Below are 16,275 nucleotides of genomic sequence, written 5' to 3'. Positions count from 1 at the left end.
TTCGTTCACGTTGTCGCGGTGAATCGCCTGACCTAAGCCAGCGGCTCGATGCAAAGAGCCCCTTACGCCGCCGATCCCGCCGCCTCGCGTGGGCGCGAATTTCCCGAGAACCGAGAAGGTGCGCGCGGTCCGCGCAGCGAATTCCAGCGCGACCGAGACCGGATCGTCCATTCGATCGCCTTCCGCCGCCTGCGCTCGAAGACACAAGTCTTCGTCGCTCCGGACGGCGATCACTATCGCACGCGCATGACGCACAGCATCGAAGTCGCCCAGATCGGCCGGGTCATCGCCCGCGAACTGGGGCTGGACGAAGACCTGACCGAGGCGCTGTGCCTTGCCCACGACATAGGTCATCCGCCCTTCGGGCACGCCGGCGAAAAGGCGCTGGAAGAGGCGATGACCCATGCAGGCGGCTATGACCACAATGCGCACGGCATCCGCACGCTGGCGCGGCTGGAATGCAATTACCCCGACCATCCCGGCCTCAACCTGACCTGGGAAACGCTGGAGGGCATGGCGAAGCACAATGGCCCGGTCGGCGCGGCCAATTGGGCGCTTGCGGATATCGACAAGGCCTTCCCGCTGGAACTCGGCCAGTGGCCCTCGCTCGAGGCGCAGGTGGCAGCGGTTGCCGACGATATCGCCTATGACAATCACGATATCGACGACGGTTTAAGGGCGGGCTTCCTTTCGCTCGACGACCTGATGGAGGTGGATTTCCTCGCCGACCAGTTCCGGCGAGTCGAGCGGCAGCATCCCGGCGCCTCGCGCGAGCACCAGCTGCGAGAACTGGTTCGCAGCCAGATCGGGCTGATGGTCAACGACGTGCTCGAACAGACGCGCACGGCCGTGAAGGGCCTCGACAGCGCCGAGCAGGTGCGCGAAGCGGGCAAGCAGCTGGCCGGTTTCTCGCCCGGCATGGCGAACGAGGAACGCGCGCTGAAGAAATTCATGTACCAGCGGCTCTATTACCATCCCGAGCAGATCCAGACGGCAGAGCGTGCCCGCGATGTCATCGCGCGGCTGTTCGTCGCCTACCAGCAGGACCCGACGACTATGCCCGACGACTGGCTCGATCGCTTGCCGGAAAGCGAACCGGGCAAGAGCCGTCACATCGCCGATTTCATCGCCGGCATGACCGACCGCTTTGCCATCGACCAGTGCACCCGCATCTACGGCCGCGCGCCGCAGGGGCTGTCCAATGTCTGACGGTGCGACGCGTATCTGCCTCATCGGCGCGACCGGGCTGATCGGCGGCAAGGTGATGGAGGAATGCATCGGCCGCGAGGACGTGCGCCTGTCCGCGATCGCCCGTCGCGAGGCTAAACTGCCCCGGGGTATCCGGATGGAGCTGTTCGTCGCGGAGCCGGAAAAATGGGGCGAAGTGCTCGAAGCCATGCGACCCAAGGCCGTCATTTGCGCATTGGGGACCACCTGGAAGAAGGCCGGGCAGGACGAGGCCGCATTCCGTGCGGTCGACCATGATCTCGTCCTCGCGACCGCCCGCGCTGCGAAGGAGCACGGGGTCGAGCGTTTCGTTGCTGTCAGCTCGGCAGGGGCGGATCCGCTGTCCAAGACCTTCTACCTGCGCGTGAAAGGCGAGACAGAGCGCGAGCTGACCAAGATCCGTTTCCCTCGTCTCGATATCCTGCGGCCGGGCCTGCTGCGCGGCAAGCGCGAGAACGACCGGCGTGTGGGGGAACGGCTGGGCATTGCGGCAGCGCCGCTCGCCAACATGCTGATGCACGGCAAGTACCGCCAGTATCGCGCGATCCACGCCGAAACTGTCGCGCAGGCTGCGCTGGCCCTGGCCAAGAGCGCCGCGCGCGGGCGCTTCGTGCACGACAATGACGGCATTATCCGGGCAGCGAAACGCCTGCCGCAACTGGTGGACGAGTAGGCATGTGGGACACGGTTTTCGGGATCGCCAACGGCCTTGCGCTCGTGATGTGGCTCGCACTGATACTGCTGCCGCGCTGGCCTGCCCTGCTGGCGGCGATACTGTACCTGGGCGTCGGCCTGCTTTGCGCGACGTATGCCCTGCTGCTTATCGGTGTTCTGTCGGGCGTTGTGCCCGCTGGCGAGGGCGGAATGGATTTCGGAAGCATCGAGGGCGTGCGCGCCATCTTCGCCAGCGATGCAGGGGTGACGATCGGTTGGATCCACTATCTCGCGTTCGATCTCTTCGTCGGCCTGTGGATCGCCCGCGATGCCGACGCGAAGGGATTTTCGCGCATCGTGCAAGCACCGGTGCTGCTGGCGACTTTCCTTGCCGGCCCCCTTGGCCTTGTCGTGTGGCTGCTGCTGCGCGAGAAACGCGCCCGCGCACTCGGCCGCTGGCAATAGCGCGCTTGCTCTCGTCTCCTCTCGTGGCATGATGCGCGCAGAGGAGAGAGAGGCCAATGCAGGAATCGGCAGAGCAACCGAAGCTGACCTTCGACCAGTTCATCCGTCACTGGGCGCAGGAGCGTCCTGACAACATCGTCCTGGAGCAGGGCGAGCAGACGATAAGTTTCCGCGACCTTGAAACGCGTACCCGCCAGATCGTTGCGATGCTGGCGCAGCACGGTGTCGGGCGGGGAGATCGCGTTGCCTGGCTCGGCAAGAACGACAAGCACTATTTTGAATTGTTCTATGCCGCAGCGCGCGTCGGCGTGGTCATGGTCCCGATCGGCTGGCGGCTCGCCGGACCCGAGATCGCCTATATCATCAGCGATACGGGCGCGAAGATACTGTTTCTCGGCACGGGCTTCGAAGAGCTGGCACAGAAGGCCTGCGCCTCGCTCGACAATCCGCCCGAAGTCATCGGACAGGAAGCGGCCCTTGCCGAAATCGCAGGCGCGCCTGCAGTCGATTTCGCACCGGCCGGGCCGGACGACGCAGTCCTCCAGCTTTACACGTCCGGCACGACCGGAAATCCGAAGGGCGCGGTGCTGACAAACCGCAATCTCTTCTCGCTGCGGGTGCCGAGCCAGGAGGAAGGCCAGCCGTGGTCGCATTTCGACGAGGACGAGGCGATCCTCGTATGCATGCCTTGCGCGCATATCGGCGGGACGGGCCTCGGCATCATGGCGATGGGGGCGGGCATCCGCTCGATCGTGCAGGCCGAGTTCACGCCCGACGGCGTGCTCGATGCATTCGAGCAGGGCATCACTCGCCTGTTCATCGTGCCCGCCGCCCTGCAGATGGTGGTGCAGCACCCGCGCGCGAAAGATACCGACATGTCGGCGATCAAATACGTCCTCTACGGCGCCGCACCGATCCCGCTCGACCTGCTGCGCGAGGCGGTGAGGACGATTCCCGAAGCGGGCTTCCTGCAATGCTACGGCATGACCGAGACGACCGGCACCATCGCGGCGCTGCCCCCTGAGGATCACGCGCTCGAGGGCAACCAGCGGATGAAATCAGCTGGCAAGGCTGTGGCCGGGGTCGAACTCAGGGTCATCGGCGAGGACGGGCAGGAACTGCCGCGCGGCGAAGTGGGCGAACTGGTCTGCAAAAGCCCTTCGAACATGGCCGGTTACTGGAACCTGCCCGATGCAACCGCAGGTTCGCTTAGGGACGGCTGGATGCACACCGGCGATGCCGCCTACATGGACGAGGACGGCTATGTCTTCATCCAGGACCGCATCAAGGACATGATTATTTCCGGCGGCGAGAACGTCTACCCGGCGCAGGTCGAAAGCGCGATCTACGGCCATCCGAGCGTGGGCGAGGTCGCGGTGATCGGCGTGCCTGACGACACTTGGGGCGAGGCGGTGAAAGCCTGCGTGGTCCCCAAACCGGGCACTGAAGTCGACCCGCAGGATATCATCGCCTGGACGCGGGAGCGGCTGGCCGGGTTCAAGGTCCCCAAGAGCGTCGATGTGATCGAGGTGATGCCGCGCAATGCCAGCGGCAAGATCCTGCGCAAGGATTTGCGCGCGCCCTATTGGGAAGGTCGCGAACGGCAGGTCAACTGAAACGCCACGCGCCTGCCACCGCGCGCAATTCGGCACCGCTCGCCGATGTGCTTGCGCGCGAATTGCCGCAAACCGGTCTGGTGCTGGAAATCGCCAGTGGCTCGGGCGAGCACGCCGTGTTCATGGCGCGGCGCTTTCCTGCGCTCGAATGGCAGCCCAGCGATGTCGACACCGATGCGCTCGCCTCGATCGATGCATGGTCGCAGGAAGCCGGAGCGGGAAACATCCGCCAGGCGATCGCCATCGATGCGACTGTGCCGGAATGGCCGGTCCAGCACGCCGATGCCGTTGTCTGCGTGAACATGATCCACATCAGCCCCTATGCGGCCACCGAAGGACTGTTCGCGGGATCGGGAAAGCTTCTTTCGAAGGGACAGCCGCTCATTCTTTATGGCCCATTCATCGAGACAGGTGTCGGAACCGCCCCGTCGAACCTCGCCTTCGATGCCGATCTCAAGGCGCGGAATGCCGCATGGGGCTTGCGAGAGGTCGAGGCGCTTGATGAACTGGCCCAGCTGAACGGTCTGGGACGGACCGCACGCCATGAAATGCCGGCGAACAACCTTACGCTTGTCTACCGCAAGCAATAAAAAAAGGCCCGCCATTTGGCGGGCCTCCATTTGCTCTCTCTGTGCGAGAAATCAGGTTTCTTCGTCGACGGCGTTGGCAGCCGATTCAAGGTCCGCACCGACGCCGCGCACAGTGTTGCAGGCCGATGCCGTGAGCGACATCGCGGTGATGCCGAAAGCCAGAAGCAGTTTCTTGATCATAGTGTCATCCTTCCCGAGGGCATGTTGGCCGCGCAATGGTAAGAAAACCCCTACTCGACAAGCGGGTTCCCACCAAGCGCCTTGGCTAGGCGGTAAACCGCGCCCATATGCGCGCCATGAAAGCTTTCCTGACCTTCGCAAGCGAAGCCGAAATCGTCGCGCTATGGGGCGCCGCATCGCTGATCGTTGCGCTTGCCGCGCTGGCGATGGAGCGCAGGCGGATGAAACGCACCAGCATCGACCGTGTCGGCTGGATGCCATGGACGGGCTTATTCCTGACCTTCGCCGTGCTGGGCGGGGCGCTGCTGGTGGTATCCATCCCCGGAGTGATCCGGGGATAGGCTCGCTGCTTTAGAGGCAGGCTTCCAGATAGGCCTGGTCGAAGCCGAACTGGCGGGCCTTTTCAAGCGTATAGGGGCGCAGGCCCGAGCTGCGGAACTCGCCGAGGATCTTGCCGTCCTCGCTTTCGTCCAGGTACTCGAACTTGAACAGTTCCTGCGTCACGATCACGTCGCCTTCCATCCCGATCACCTCGGTGATGTTGGTGGTGCGGCGCGAACCGTCGCGAAGGCGCTTCACCTGCACGATCAGGTCGACGGATTCGGCGATCTGGCGCGAAATGGCTTCCTTCGGGATCTTGATGTCGCCCATCAGGATCATGTTTTCCATACGGCCGAGGCATTCGCGCGGGCTGTTGGCGTGAAGCGTACACATCGAACCGTCGTGGCCGGTGTTCATGGCGGCGAGAAGGTCGAAACACTCCGCGCCGCGGATTTCGCCCAGGATGATGCGGTCAGGACGCATACGCAGGGCGTTCTTCACCAGGTCGCCGATGGTGATGGCACCCTGGCCTTCGAGGTTCGGCGGACGCGTTTCCAGCGGCAGCCAGTGCGGCTGCTGCAGGCGAAGTTCGGCCGCGTCCTCGATGGTGAGCACGCGCTCGCCCGGGTCGATCATCTTGGACAGGGCATTGAGCATGGTCGTCTTACCCGAACCCGTACCGCCCGAAATGACGATGTTCATGCGGCAGGCGCCAGCGATCTTGAGTGCGGTCGCCATCTTCTCGCTCATCGAACCGAAGTCCTTGAGCATGTCGATGGTGATCGGCTTCTCGGAAAACTTACGGATCGAGATGGCGGTGCCGCGCAGCGATAGCGGCGGCACGATGACGTTCACACGGCTGCCGTCCTTGAGACGGGCGTCGGCAAGCGGCGTGGTCTGGTCGACGCGGCGCCCGACCTGGTTCACGATGCGCTGGGCGATCTGAAAGAGGTGGCTTTCGTCGCGGAAACGGATCGGGGCGAGAACGAGCTTGCCCTTCTTTTCGATGTAGGTCTGGTCGGGACCGTTGACCATGATATCGGACACGTCAGGATCGTTCAGCAGCTCTTCGAGCGGACCGAAGCCGAGCAGTTCGTCGACCAGCACCTTCTCGAGCGCGAACTGTTCGCGGCGATTGAGCGTGACCTTCAGTTCGGCCAGCACTTCCATGATGATCGGACGGAATTCTTCCGAAAGCTCGTCCTTGGAAAGGGTCGCGGCTGCTTCCGGGTCGACGCGTTCGAGCAGGCGCGGGAGCACCTGTTCCTTGATCTTGTGGACGCTGGCTTCGAAGCCGCCGACTTCGCTATTGCCCGAATGGTCCGCATTCATGCGTTCCGAAAGGCGGGCCATCGCGTCGCCGTTCGAACCCTTGCCACCTGCGCCGGGGGCAGGGGCGTCTTCCGGCAGCGGCGGGAATTGATCACCGCCTTCGATCTTGTCGTCGGCCGACGGAGCAGGCGCACCGCCGCGCATGGGACGCGCGACGCCGAACTGCGGACGTGCGCCGGAACCCATACCTGCCGGCCCGTTCTTGCGTCCGAATGCACTCATGCCAAACCCCCGCAGCTCATAGTCGAAGTGACGTGCGCAACCTGCCGGAAAAGTGGCAAATCACGCCTTTGCATGCTTGGTGAATAATTTGGAAACCTTGATTTTTTCCTAAGGCTGAAGGGGGGGGCTTGCCATAGAGCGCCATTGTCTGATCCGCGACGACTTCTCAGCGAAGAAATGGCGATCCAGTGCCACCAAAAATCTGGCAATGAATTCCCGACGCCAACTGATGTTACCCCCTGATTCCCCTCCAAGCTTTGTTAGAGTCTAGCCTGGAGGAAGGACAGACGATGAAGCGAAGCAGGTTCAGCGAAGAGCAGATCATCGCGGTATTGAAGGAGCAGGAGGCTGGCATGCTGACGGCGGATGTGTGCCGCCGTCACGGCATCAGTTCCGCCACGTTCTACAAGTGGAAGTCGAAGTTCGGCGGGCTGGAAGTGTCCGATGCCCGGCGACTACGCACGCTCGAGCAGGAGAACAGCCGGCTGAAGAAGCTGTTGGCCGAGGCAATGCTCGACAATGTTGTGCTGAAGGATCTGGCATCAAAAAATGGTAACGCCCGGCGCGAAGCGGGAAGCCGTCACTCACGCCCGTGAGCAGCACGGGCTGAGCGAGCGTCGGGCGTACAGTCTGGTCGGTGTGAGCCGCAGGGTGATCCGTTACGAGCCGACGAGGCCGGATAACGGGGCGCTGCGGCAAAGGCTGCGCGAGTTGGCGGCGGAACGTCACCAGTTCGGATATCGCCGCCTGGGCTACCTGCTGGCGCGGGAGGGCATCGCACCCAACCACAAGAAGCTGCTACGCATCTATCGCGAGGAGGGATGGCGCGTGCGTCGCCGTAGTGGACGGAAGCGGGCACTGGGCACGCGCAGGCCAATGGAGCTGCCGGATGGTCCGAACCAGCGGTGGTCGCTCGACTTCGTCTCCGACAGCCTGATCTGCCGTCGGCGCTTCCGCATCCTGTGCGTGGTTGACGACTTCTCGCGGGAGTGCCTGGCGCTGGCGGCTGATACGTCGCTCTCCGGTGTTCGGGTGGCCCGGGAACTGACCAGCCTGATCGGGGTCCGTGGCAAGCCACACACGGTGGTCAGCGACAATGGCACCGAACTGACCTCGTCGGCCATCCTGTGCTGGTCGCAGGAGCGGCGGGTCGAGTGGCATTACACCGCGCCGGGAAAGCCGATGCAGAACGGCTTCGTAGAGAGCTTCAACGGCCGCCTGCGGGACGAATGCCTCAACGAGACGCTGTTCACCTCGCTGGCCCACGCGCGGTTCGTGCTGGCCGCCTGGCGAGACGACTACAATACAGTCAGGCCACACTCGAAGCTGGGCGGGAAGACCCACGCCGAGATCGCCGGCGAACGTGTCTGGGGGCATGCCCCCAGACACGTTGCCATCCCATCAAACATCAATCATGAAGGAGCGAGACTCTACCTCTGAATGGTAACAATCAGGGGAGCACGTCAGCGGCGATCAATCGGTGCTCCTCTAAATGGTTAACTAGCGCAGCTTGTTGACGGTAAGACAAGCGAACTCCGAGAAGCCTACACGGCGAGACATACTTCCGAGTTAATCGCATAGTCAACGCCTTCGCCAAGTGCTGGGTAGCAGACGCTTTTACGCTGCCTCTGTTTCCGCTATTTGTCTTAGGATGGATCTATTCGTAACCCGCAAATGGCCACCTGCTGTCGGTGGGATGGAAACATACTGTGTCGAACTCACAAATGAGCTCGAAAGTCACACGGCGCTTCGCAAAGTTGTCTTGCCAGGAAAGGAAGACGGTTCCCCACCCTCTCCGACATCACTGATTGGTTTCGCTGCGCGATTCATTTTTCGCTACCTTCGGTCTAAGCCGCCTCGGACTCTGCACATCGGAGATCTGGCTTCGTGGCCCTTGGCGTTGGTCACGTTGCTGCGATCACCCCGGCCAAATATCGTTATTTCGGTTCACGGCACGGATGCGGGGTACGCCCAGCGAAAGCACTTAAAGGGGAAGCTGTACCGAGCCTACCTAAAGGCAGGAGCAACATTGCTTCGAAGTGCAAAGCTTATATCCAATTCGACCGCTACAAAGGATGCGGCCGCAGAGACAGGATGGTGTACGCAAAGGATCATCCCGTTGGCAACGAACTTGCGGGCAGCCAATCCGCCGACTTCCTGTGACGGACACATTCTTTACGCTGGTCGCCTAATCCCAAGAAAGGGGTGCAGGTGGTTTGTCGAAAATGTACGCACTGAAATCCCGGTTAAGATCGCTGGAACGATCTGGGACGAAGAAGAAAGCGAGGTGTTAAAACATCCTCGGGTCGAATTCCTAGGTTCACTTTCTCAGGAAAAGTTGTTGTCGGAATATCGGCGCGCCTTGTGCGTTGTCGTCCCGAATATAGAGATAGACGGAGATTTCGAGGGGTTCGGATTGGTTGCTCCGGAAGCAGCAGCGGTCGGCGCAGTTGTCTTAGCAGCGCGAACGGGTGGACTTGTTGAGGCTGTTCATGATGGTGTGACGGGGTTCCTGTTGGAACCAGGAGAACCGGCAGAGTGGGAGTCAAAACTAGGCGAAATTGCAGGGTGGGATTATCAGAGACGCCACGAATTTATTGCGGCATCAATGGCAGAGGCGCAACGGCGCTACAGCTGGTCCCGTGTCGCCGAAGAAGTATTGCAAGTGTATCGGAGTAGCTAAATGCTCTCAGGCTAAGCGCCATTGCGGATTGAATGTTAATGCGTTTCTGCCAAGTTCTGCCCATGATCAAGGAAATCATCAAGAAGACGCCGGTCGTCAGAAGCTTGGCTAGGGCGATCATGGCAATGACGGTCGAGCAAAGGCGGAAAAATTTTGACTCCGGTCGATATTGGGAATCGCGATACCGCAAAGGTAAGAATTCTGGACCGGGATCTTACAGCAGGCTTGCAGCTTACAAAGCCGAGTTTCTCAACGATTTCGTCGAGCGCCATGATATTCAGAGCGTCATCGAATTCGGGTGTGGAGATGGGGCCCAACTGCAGCTCCTGAAATTCCCAGAGTACATCGGGGTCGATGTGTCTTTGACGGTTCTCGATCATACGACGAAAATGTTTGCCGGCGACACGTCCAAACGCTTCATGTTGTTGCAGGACTTCGACGGATCACAGGCGGATTTGTCGATGTCTCTCGACGTGATATATCACTTGGTCGAAGATAAAGTTTTTGAGGCCCACATGCGCCAACTGTTTGACGCTGCAAAAAGCTTTGTGATTATCTATTCAAGCAACATTGATGACCGATCAGTGTCAGCGCATGTTCGGAACAGAAAATTTACCGATTGGGTTGCCACTAACACGGATGCCGAACTCGTGTTACACGACGCTAACCCCTATCCATTTAGTGTATCCGACCCCGACGAGACCTCCCCGGCAGACTTCTTCGTTTTCAAGGTCAGGTAAGCCACGGCCGCAACCAAAGCGTCCACGACAACGGTCATAAGGCGGTGAATAATGATTGGAGCCATATTGGGTCCGAGCATTGCAACCAAAGCAGCCTCTCGCACCCCGAGGCCTCCGGGTGCGCCGGGCACTAGAAAACCGAGTAGCCATGCCAAAGCAAATGCAGGCAGAGCCCAAGTGCTGCCTTCCACGAGCTGGAACGACAAACAATTGAGCGCTGTACTCACAGTAAGGTAAGGCAGCGACCAGAGAGCAGGTTTCCAAGGCGAGAAATAGATAGCAATCCCTGCAAGAAGGACCAAAACGAAAGCGACGACCGCTGAGGTTGGAATCTCAGGTAGAATCACGAGTGCTGCAGCACCAACAAATGCTGATGCTAAGATGGCAGAAGACAATTCAATTCCGGTTGAGATGGCGGACACTTTCAAAGGAACGTTCATGCGTTTGGCCAGTGCCGCTCGACCGAGATGATGTGCGACGTTGCCTGGAAGGTACTTGCCGACTTGGGAAATAAGAACGATCCGGCCTCCCTCTTTGAGCGAAAGCCGCGAGCCGAGCGCTCGCACGATTGCCAGCCACGATAGAACGTTCGTCAGATGAGCGGCAAAATAAACTAAGGCGGCTGCTAACAATACGCTAATGCGAATGTCGATCCGCGATGGCCAATTGGTGAATACGTAATATCCGATGAAGCCAAGGCAGGCCAAGAAGATCGCAGTTCCTGTAATATGCGCCAATCGCTTCATGAGTTTTTCTCCGTTCATGCGGCGACGGGTTGAAACCGGATTACAACTTGTTTGCTCGAAAAGTAATTTGTCCAGAAAAGCGCAGCTTCAAATAATTCCGCATTTGCACGTCCCACCCCTTCAATCGCGCTGCCATTTCAATCACTGGGTAGACTGCCCCGATTGACAAGCGGCGCATTGTGAGTTGACGAGTAATCACTGCCAATCCCTCGGGGCCTGGGCGCATTACTTGGATGTGAAAGCCATTGTCTTCCAGCAGGCGGAAGACCCCGTATGGCGTAAAATTGAAGATCGAATACGAGTGGTAAGGCTCAAGGTTTGACATCGATCCAATAAAGCTGCCGCCCGTTTTTAGAACGCGATGTGCTTCTTCGGCCACCCGATCAGGATACCTAATGTGCTCGAAAACCTGCTTACTAAAAATGATATCGAAGGTTTCCGTTTCGAACGGCAGATTCATACCATCGTATGTCTTGAATTTAGCATCTTTGCGGCTGCGCGCGTCGACCTCAGGAGACCTTTCGATGTCCACACCGGTGTAATCAACATTGGGAAAGAAGGCACGTGCTTGGTCTACGGCACCTCCTTCGCCGCAACCTAAATCGAGGAAGCGAATTGGATCAAGGCACCCTGCCTTCTCTAGAAGATCCAAAGCCTGAGTTGGACGAGCATGGTCATTAGGGATGCAACGGCTTATCTGGTCGAATTCAGGACCTTTAACGTTCACTGCAAGCTCCACTGTTTACAAGGGCTACGCGATAAAGGTCACGCTGAGTGTTCCGAACCTAATTAGTCTCTCAGTGGTACAATCGATCGTGCTTTGCCTGCGCCTCAACAGGGCTTGACCCCATGTGTGTTGCTTGCAGGCAAGTCGCTTAAAAGCAAGATGAACATAGTGGTTCGCCCCAAACGGAGGCTATCGACGTTCTTCCACCTATTGGGCCGCTTGCTTGCATCGCCTATGCAATTTGGCACAATCTATCGGGACGCGGTGGCGGTGAGGGAGCTGATGAATGGCTTTCCCAGATACTGCTCCATACGCCGACTGGCCCCCGCCAAGAAGCAAACTGATCCCTTGCGCCATAATGGAATGCCGCAGCATGGGAGGTAAGAGCACGGGGGTCAAGTTGCTCCCTGATTTTCCTCCAAGCTTTATTAGAGTCTAGCTTGGAGGAAGGACAGACGATGAAGCGACTGAGGTTCACCGAAGAGCAGATCATTGGCGTGCTGAAGGGGGCGGAGGCGGGGACGAAGACGGCTGACTTTGCTCGGCGGCAAGGTGTATCCGAAGCGACAATCTACAACTGGAAATCGACGCATGGCGGCCTGGAGGTTTCCGAGGCCCGTCGGCTGAGGGAGCTTGAGAGCGAGAACGCGAAGCTCAAGCGACTGCTGGTCGACACGATGCTGGACAATGTTGCGTTGAAGGATCTTCTGGCAAAAAATTCTGACGCCCGCCGCCATGCGGGAAGCTGTCGCTCATCTCCAGCCCTGCTACGGGATGAGCGAACGGCGGGCGTGCCGTGTCATCGATGCAGATCGCAAGAGCGTGCGCTACCGTTCCATCTGGGACGATGATGCCGGTCTGCGTGAGAAGCTGCGCGAGCCGGCCAACCAGCGTCGCCGTTTCGGCTAACGCCGCCTGCACATCCTGCTGCGCCGGGAGGGGGTCATGATCAACCGCGAGAAGACCCAGAGGCTCTACCCTGAGGACAGGCAGGCGGTCAGGCGGAGATGCAGCCGCAGGCGTGCTGTGGGCACGAGAGCACTTGCTCCGGTGCTGGCGCTGCCGAACCAGCGCTGGAGCCTGGTCTTCGTGCATGACCAGATGGCCTCCGGTCACCGGTTCCGCGTGCTCAGCGTGACACTGTTCCTGAGCCTGGTCCATGCCCGGGTCGAGATCGCCGCATAAGTCGATGACTACAACCGGGAGCGACCGCACTAGTTTCTTGGCTACTTAACCCCGGCGGCGTTCGCCGCCGAACTGGATAAGCCATGGCGTGCTTCGCTACGCCCTACGGGCTCCGCTACGCAGCCCATTGCTGCAACCGCGCCGATGCGCAAAACAACCGCCCGGCTCTAATCCCAGCTGGAGGAAAGCTAGGGGTCACGTCTGCGCCAGGCAAAGGTAAAGCCTCGGCCATTTGTGCATGCGAACTCACGTGGAGTGCCGCCCCAAACGATATGCGCTTACCACACGCCCAAGCCATGAGGAGCAGCACCCAGCGTGAGGAAGCCCATCGCGGCAAAACCCGACCAAGTCCAGTTTATCTCGAGAGGGGTTAGCGAATATAACGTCCGAAAAGCGAACAACGCCATTGCCAGCCAAATTGCGGGACGGCTCCTCCGCTCCCTCCAAATACTCAGCGGTGCGATCAAAACGCGGACCGTGTTGATCATTTTCCGTTCGCCAGTCACTAAAATCCAGTCCAATAGGGCCGAGCCGGTGGGTCGTATGGTGGCTTCGCAATATTATCGCCCCATGTGAGCGATGCAGGCTTGTTGCCGATCTCGACTAGGGTCACCTGACCGCGCTCCAAAGAAATCACGTCACCCGTATCCAACTTCGCGCCATCGACAAGCATGTTGCCTCTGACTGTATAGGGGCCAGGCACGCGCACATTCCACGTTGTTTTATCGTTGGAGCCCAATTCTGTTCCGGCGAGGAAGATCGGGCCCCAGAACTGGCGGTAGCTTTCCGTCAGTGCGATGACATCTTCGGCATGGAATACCCCGTTATCCTCGCCATCGACCATAAGACCGTAAAACCGTGCGCCGTTCTGCGGACCAACAGCGGCTAGCATCGGCACTACCTCCTCTGCCATCGTGTTGGCCATCTGAGGTTCTCCGGACCTCCAGTAGTCCTTGAAGCCCCAAGTCGTCATGAAAAAGTTGGCCTTACGGTGCTCGGGAAAGAAGCCGGGGAAATCGAAGTAATTGACCGGTTCCTCGAAAATTTCGGCGACCGCCGTCTGGATGGTGCGCTGTTCTTGGAGGCGACTTTCTCCATCAATTGCCCACATGGCAACCGCATTCAGCGTGAACGCCAAGACCACGCTTTTTGCGCCGTATCTCCTGATGAAAATCTGCATGGAACCTGCAAGGCTAGCGGCCACAGGGGCTAGCATGAAGGTATAGAAATAAGGGTAGGTGTTCACGTAAAAGAAAACCAGCGAAAGGGGGAGACATAGTCCTGCAAGCGCTACCTTTTCTGCCCAGCTCCATCCGCTCGATCTTGGCAAAGTAATAAAGAGTACAATCAGCGCTGCGAAAAAGGGAAACCCGCTCGATATCGCGAGCAGACCGTAACCCCATTTTTCAGGCCAGCCCAAGAAAAACATCGCATTGCCGGAGTTGTCGACCATCTCGCCGACATCCGAATTGGTCGAAAGGTCATAGGCATGAACAGAATACAGTAGGCCCGCGATAGCCATTCCCAAGAGTGGAATAGCCAAAATACGAACTGCCCCCGAACGCGAGAAGCCGAAGTCCGTCCAGCGCAGGTATGCTACCGACGCAAACACCGGCACGAGAAGCACGAGCTTTATAGTGACCATAAAGGCCATTCCCAGAAGCAAGGCGCAGGCCAAGATCCGTTGCCATCTTAGTGTGCCCCTAACCATCAGGGCCAAAGCGCCCATACCTAGCGCTATAGAAAGAGGGTCTGTGCGAAACGCGTAGGCGTGCTGCATCACTATACCGACCGATGCGTAGGCCAAGGCACACATTACCGCAGTCGCAAGTCCGGCAAACCGACACGCAATCGCAGCAATGGAGGCGCACGTCACGAACTCGGCGGCAAGCATGATCAATCGACCGCGAATGATTTGGTCCACGCCCAACAGGATGTCCGAGACAAGCCATGAAAAAAGACGGACGTGGATGGTTTGCAGGGGCTGCAATGCCTCACCGCGGGAAAATATGTGGACTTGATGCAAGTAAAAGAACTCGTCCCAGTTCACCGACCTGGTCAGAGCGAGTTGCAGATGCAAACAAAGAACCAACACCAGACCGAGACCGGGCCAGAAAGCCTCAGAACTGAATCTGTGAGACCATCGGGTCAATCCTTCATGCACTGTTGATGAGCGTGCTTTTATAGCAGCGCTGTTCACGTGGAATTCACCTTATTTTTTTCCGCTTCACTGGAATCCCTATAATCGACAATAGCAGCAAATTCTTCGCGCAGGTCCCGCAACTCTAGTAGTGTCGTTTCGATCATCTTGCGATTTGCGGAAAGAAGGTCGGCCAGTATACCAAGCATGCAGAACAACGCACCTACGACTAAGATAGCGCTCCCGATGACGAGGGATTGTAGATGCCCGTTTCCATCACCTTGCATAAAAAACCAGAAAAATCGCAAGATCGGCAATAGGCCGATGAAACTTAGGAGCAACCCGGCCGTGACGAAGACTCGTAGAGGATTGTATGTCGTATACGCACGGGCAATGGTGATCATCTGATTGACTATGAACCGCGGCACTGACTTGAAGAGCCGGGATGGCCGTTTTGTTTTGTGCGTGCGAATGGGAACGCTGGTGATTGCCAATCGCTTGCGTCCCGCTTGGATTAACATGTCGGTCGTGTAGCTGAATTCAGTCGTTATGGTCAGCCGCTTGGCGGCTTCCCGACTGAAGGCACGGAATCCGCTTACAGCATCGTTGATCTCTGCCTTTGATAGTTTTCTAACGACAAGGGTACCGAGCCGCTGCAATTGTCGTTTGAAAACGCCGAAATGGACATTGTCGGAAACGCCTCGGTCGCCCAACGCAATGTCGGCAGTCCCATTGATGATCGGTGCGGCGAGCTTCCCGATGTCCGCTCCTTCGTATTGACCATCTGCATCGGTATTAACGACTATATCAGCACCTTCATTAAGTGCTTTGCGCACGCCGCTCTGAAAGGCTGCGGCCAGCCCACGGTTTCGCCGGTGACGCACGATGTGATGTGCGCCCGCCGACCGTGCTTTTTCTATTGTGTCGTCCGTACTGCCATCGTCGACTATGAGGATTTCGATCACGTCGACCCCTTCGATGCTTGAAGGCAATGTCGCGATAGTGTCGCCAATCGTGTCCGCCTCGTTCAGGCACGGGATCTGAATGATCATTTTGGTCATTTCACGATAGCTCCCCCTCATTCGCCGAATAATCGTATTCCAACGTGCCATGAAAGACTTTGGTAAATGGTTGGTAAAGACGCCTTGTACTGTCAAAGGCGCTCACCGCAATCTCGCAAGCGCCTCAATCGCAGAGGCGGTTCCTCGCATCCAGCAATCCGGGAGATGGGGGATCCCGCTCGCATTGTGTAGTTTCGCTGACGAACGTGGTCGATGCGGTCGTCCGACCGGTGGGCGGAGAATGGTCGCCAGTGGGACAGGCAGCCATCATTGCCGCCCGGCTTGCTGCTCTGGTGTAGTACGCCTTCGAAAGGCGCTCGCCGCGGCGGATTGATCGCGCGGCAATAAGCGCTAAGTGACGTTCTCAATTCCAAAGTCGAGGAGCG

At 58.8% G+C, this 16,275-nt stretch carries 15 protein-coding genes and 2 pseudogenes; 11 read left to right on the top strand and 6 right to left on the bottom strand.

Features of this window, described 5'->3' with window-relative positions:
* The first annotated feature begins 48 nt into the window (after positions 1–48).
* Genes LC083_RS02740 through LC083_RS02720 form a run of 5 tightly spaced genes read left to right on the top strand, consistent with a single transcriptional unit; the run spans position 49 to position 4,552 of the window.
* Complete coding sequence (locus LC083_RS02740; protein ID WP_226699089.1) at positions 49–1,209, top strand: deoxyguanosinetriphosphate triphosphohydrolase; 1,161 nt, start codon at positions 49–51, stop codon at positions 1,207–1,209.
* Positions 1,202–1,900: an NAD(P)H-binding protein gene (locus LC083_RS02735; protein WP_226699088.1), complete on the top strand. Its 699-nt coding sequence runs from the start codon at positions 1,202–1,204 to the stop codon at positions 1,898–1,900. Before LC083_RS02740 ends, LC083_RS02735 begins: the two co-directional genes overlap by 8 nt.
* Before the next feature lie 2 nt (positions 1,901–1,902).
* On the top strand, positions 1,903–2,346 hold the full coding sequence (locus LC083_RS02730; RefSeq protein ID WP_226699087.1) for an ABA4-like family protein: 444 nt from the start codon (positions 1,903–1,905) through the stop codon (positions 2,344–2,346).
* A gap of 56 nt (positions 2,347–2,402) precedes the next feature.
* Complete coding sequence (locus tag LC083_RS02725) at positions 2,403–3,962, top strand: fatty acid--CoA ligase (protein WP_226699086.1); 1,560 nt, start codon at positions 2,403–2,405, stop codon at positions 3,960–3,962.
* Positions 3,932–4,552 carry a DUF938 domain-containing protein gene (locus tag LC083_RS02720; RefSeq protein ID WP_226699085.1) on the top strand — a complete coding sequence of 207 codons (621 nt, stop codon included), beginning with the start codon at positions 3,932–3,934 and terminating at the stop codon, positions 4,550–4,552. The genes LC083_RS02725 and LC083_RS02720 overlap by 31 nt, the downstream gene beginning before the upstream one ends.
* A 51-nt stretch (positions 4,553–4,603) precedes the next feature.
* Here the strand turns inward: LC083_RS02720 and LC083_RS13960 are convergent, their stop codons facing one another.
* Positions 4,604–4,732: a hypothetical protein gene (locus tag LC083_RS13960; RefSeq protein WP_264187058.1), complete on the bottom strand. Its 129-nt coding sequence runs from the start codon at positions 4,730–4,732 to the stop codon at positions 4,604–4,606.
* Positions 4,733–4,848: 116 nt separating this feature from the next.
* Here LC083_RS13960 and LC083_RS02715 point away from each other — a divergent pair, with 116 nt between their 5' ends.
* The gene (locus LC083_RS02715) at positions 4,849–5,073 is read left to right on the top strand and encodes a hypothetical protein (RefSeq protein ID WP_226699084.1); all 225 of its coding nucleotides are present in this window, start codon (positions 4,849–4,851) and stop codon (positions 5,071–5,073) included.
* A gap of 10 nt (positions 5,074–5,083) precedes the next feature.
* Here LC083_RS02715 and LC083_RS02710 read toward each other — a convergent pair whose 3' ends face one another.
* Positions 5,084–6,607, bottom strand: coding sequence for a CpaF family protein (locus LC083_RS02710; protein ID WP_160607750.1), 1,524 nt, complete (start codon positions 6,605–6,607; stop codon positions 5,084–5,086).
* A 290-nt stretch (positions 6,608–6,897) separates the two neighbouring features.
* Between LC083_RS02710 and LC083_RS02705 the strand changes: the two genes are divergently transcribed.
* The 4 genes and pseudogenes from LC083_RS02705 (at position 6,898) to LC083_RS02695 (ending at position 10,030) form a co-directional block, all read left to right on the top strand.
* A protein-coding gene (locus tag LC083_RS02705) for an IS3 family transposase (protein ID WP_226699083.1) occupies positions 6,898–8,047 on the top strand; the annotation gives its coding sequence in 2 pieces (ribosomal slippage) (positions 6,898–7,154 and positions 7,153–8,047; 1,152 coding nt in all).
* Positions 8,048–8,258: 211 nt separating this feature from the next.
* Positions 8,259–8,690: pseudogene (locus LC083_RS14085) on the top strand (glycosyltransferase family 4 protein); the annotation flags it as partial.
* 36 nt (positions 8,691–8,726) lie between these two features.
* Positions 8,727–9,290 (top strand): glycosyltransferase, encoded by a 564-nt coding sequence (locus LC083_RS02700; protein WP_226699082.1) that lies wholly within the window; start codon positions 8,727–8,729, stop codon positions 9,288–9,290.
* 62 nt (positions 9,291–9,352) lie between these two features.
* Positions 9,353–10,030: a class I SAM-dependent methyltransferase gene (locus tag LC083_RS02695; RefSeq protein ID WP_226699081.1), complete on the top strand. Its 678-nt coding sequence runs from the start codon at positions 9,353–9,355 to the stop codon at positions 10,028–10,030.
* Here the strand turns inward: LC083_RS02695 and LC083_RS02690 are convergent.
* On the bottom strand, positions 9,961–10,794 hold the full coding sequence (locus tag LC083_RS02690; protein WP_226699080.1) for a lysylphosphatidylglycerol synthase domain-containing protein: 834 nt from the start codon (positions 10,792–10,794) through the stop codon (positions 9,961–9,963). The two genes, LC083_RS02695 and LC083_RS02690, sit on opposite strands and share 70 nt — an antisense overlap.
* Before the next feature lie 22 nt (positions 10,795–10,816).
* On the bottom strand, positions 10,817–11,503 hold the full coding sequence (locus tag LC083_RS02685; protein ID WP_226699079.1) for a class I SAM-dependent methyltransferase: 687 nt from the start codon (positions 11,501–11,503) through the stop codon (positions 10,817–10,819).
* Positions 11,504–11,961: 458 nt separating this feature from the next.
* On the opposite strand from LC083_RS02685, the pseudogene LC083_RS02680 reads away from it, so the two are divergent.
* A pseudogene (locus tag LC083_RS02680) lies at positions 11,962–12,859 on the top strand (transposase).
* Positions 12,860–13,193: 334 nt separating this feature from the next.
* Here the strand turns inward: LC083_RS02680 and LC083_RS02675 are convergent.
* Complete coding sequence (locus tag LC083_RS02675) at positions 13,194–14,888, bottom strand: hypothetical protein (protein ID WP_226699078.1); 1,695 nt, start codon at positions 14,886–14,888, stop codon at positions 13,194–13,196.
* Positions 14,885–15,889, bottom strand: a complete 1,005-nt coding sequence (locus tag LC083_RS02670; RefSeq protein ID WP_226699077.1) for a glycosyltransferase family 2 protein — start codon at positions 15,887–15,889, stop codon at positions 14,885–14,887. The genes LC083_RS02675 and LC083_RS02670 overlap by 4 nt, the downstream gene beginning before the upstream one ends.
* Between the last annotated feature and the right edge of the window lie 386 nt (positions 15,890–16,275).

Source organism: Qipengyuania gaetbuli (assembly GCF_020524765.1).
Classification (GTDB): domain Bacteria; phylum Pseudomonadota; class Alphaproteobacteria; order Sphingomonadales; family Sphingomonadaceae; genus Qipengyuania; species Qipengyuania gaetbuli_A.
This window is presented reverse-complemented; position numbering and strand designations above follow the sequence as displayed.

Coding starts and splice junctions, on each gene's coding strand:
- LC083_RS02740 (WP_226699089.1), top strand. CDS start 49: ATGCAAAGAGCCCCTTACGCCGCCGATCCCGCCGCCTCGCGTGGGCGC.
- LC083_RS02735 (WP_226699088.1), top strand. CDS start 1,202: ATGTCTGACGGTGCGACGCGTATCTGCCTCATCGGCGCGACCGGGCTG.
- LC083_RS02730 (WP_226699087.1), top strand. CDS start 1,903: ATGTGGGACACGGTTTTCGGGATCGCCAACGGCCTTGCGCTCGTGATG.
- LC083_RS02725 (WP_226699086.1), top strand. CDS start 2,403: ATGCAGGAATCGGCAGAGCAACCGAAGCTGACCTTCGACCAGTTCATC.
- LC083_RS13960 (WP_264187058.1), bottom strand. CDS start 4,732: ATGATCAAGAAACTGCTTCTGGCTTTCGGCATCACCGCGATGTCGCTC.
- LC083_RS02715 (WP_226699084.1), top strand. CDS start 4,849: ATGAAAGCTTTCCTGACCTTCGCAAGCGAAGCCGAAATCGTCGCGCTA.
- LC083_RS02710 (WP_160607750.1), bottom strand. CDS start 6,607: ATGAGTGCATTCGGACGCAAGAACGGGCCGGCAGGTATGGGTTCCGGC.
- LC083_RS02695 (WP_226699081.1), top strand. CDS start 9,353: ATGATCAAGGAAATCATCAAGAAGACGCCGGTCGTCAGAAGCTTGGCT.
- LC083_RS02690 (WP_226699080.1), bottom strand. CDS start 10,794: ATGAACGGAGAAAAACTCATGAAGCGATTGGCGCATATTACAGGAACT.
- LC083_RS02670 (WP_226699077.1), bottom strand. CDS start 15,889: ATGACCAAAATGATCATTCAGATCCCGTGCCTGAACGAGGCGGACACG.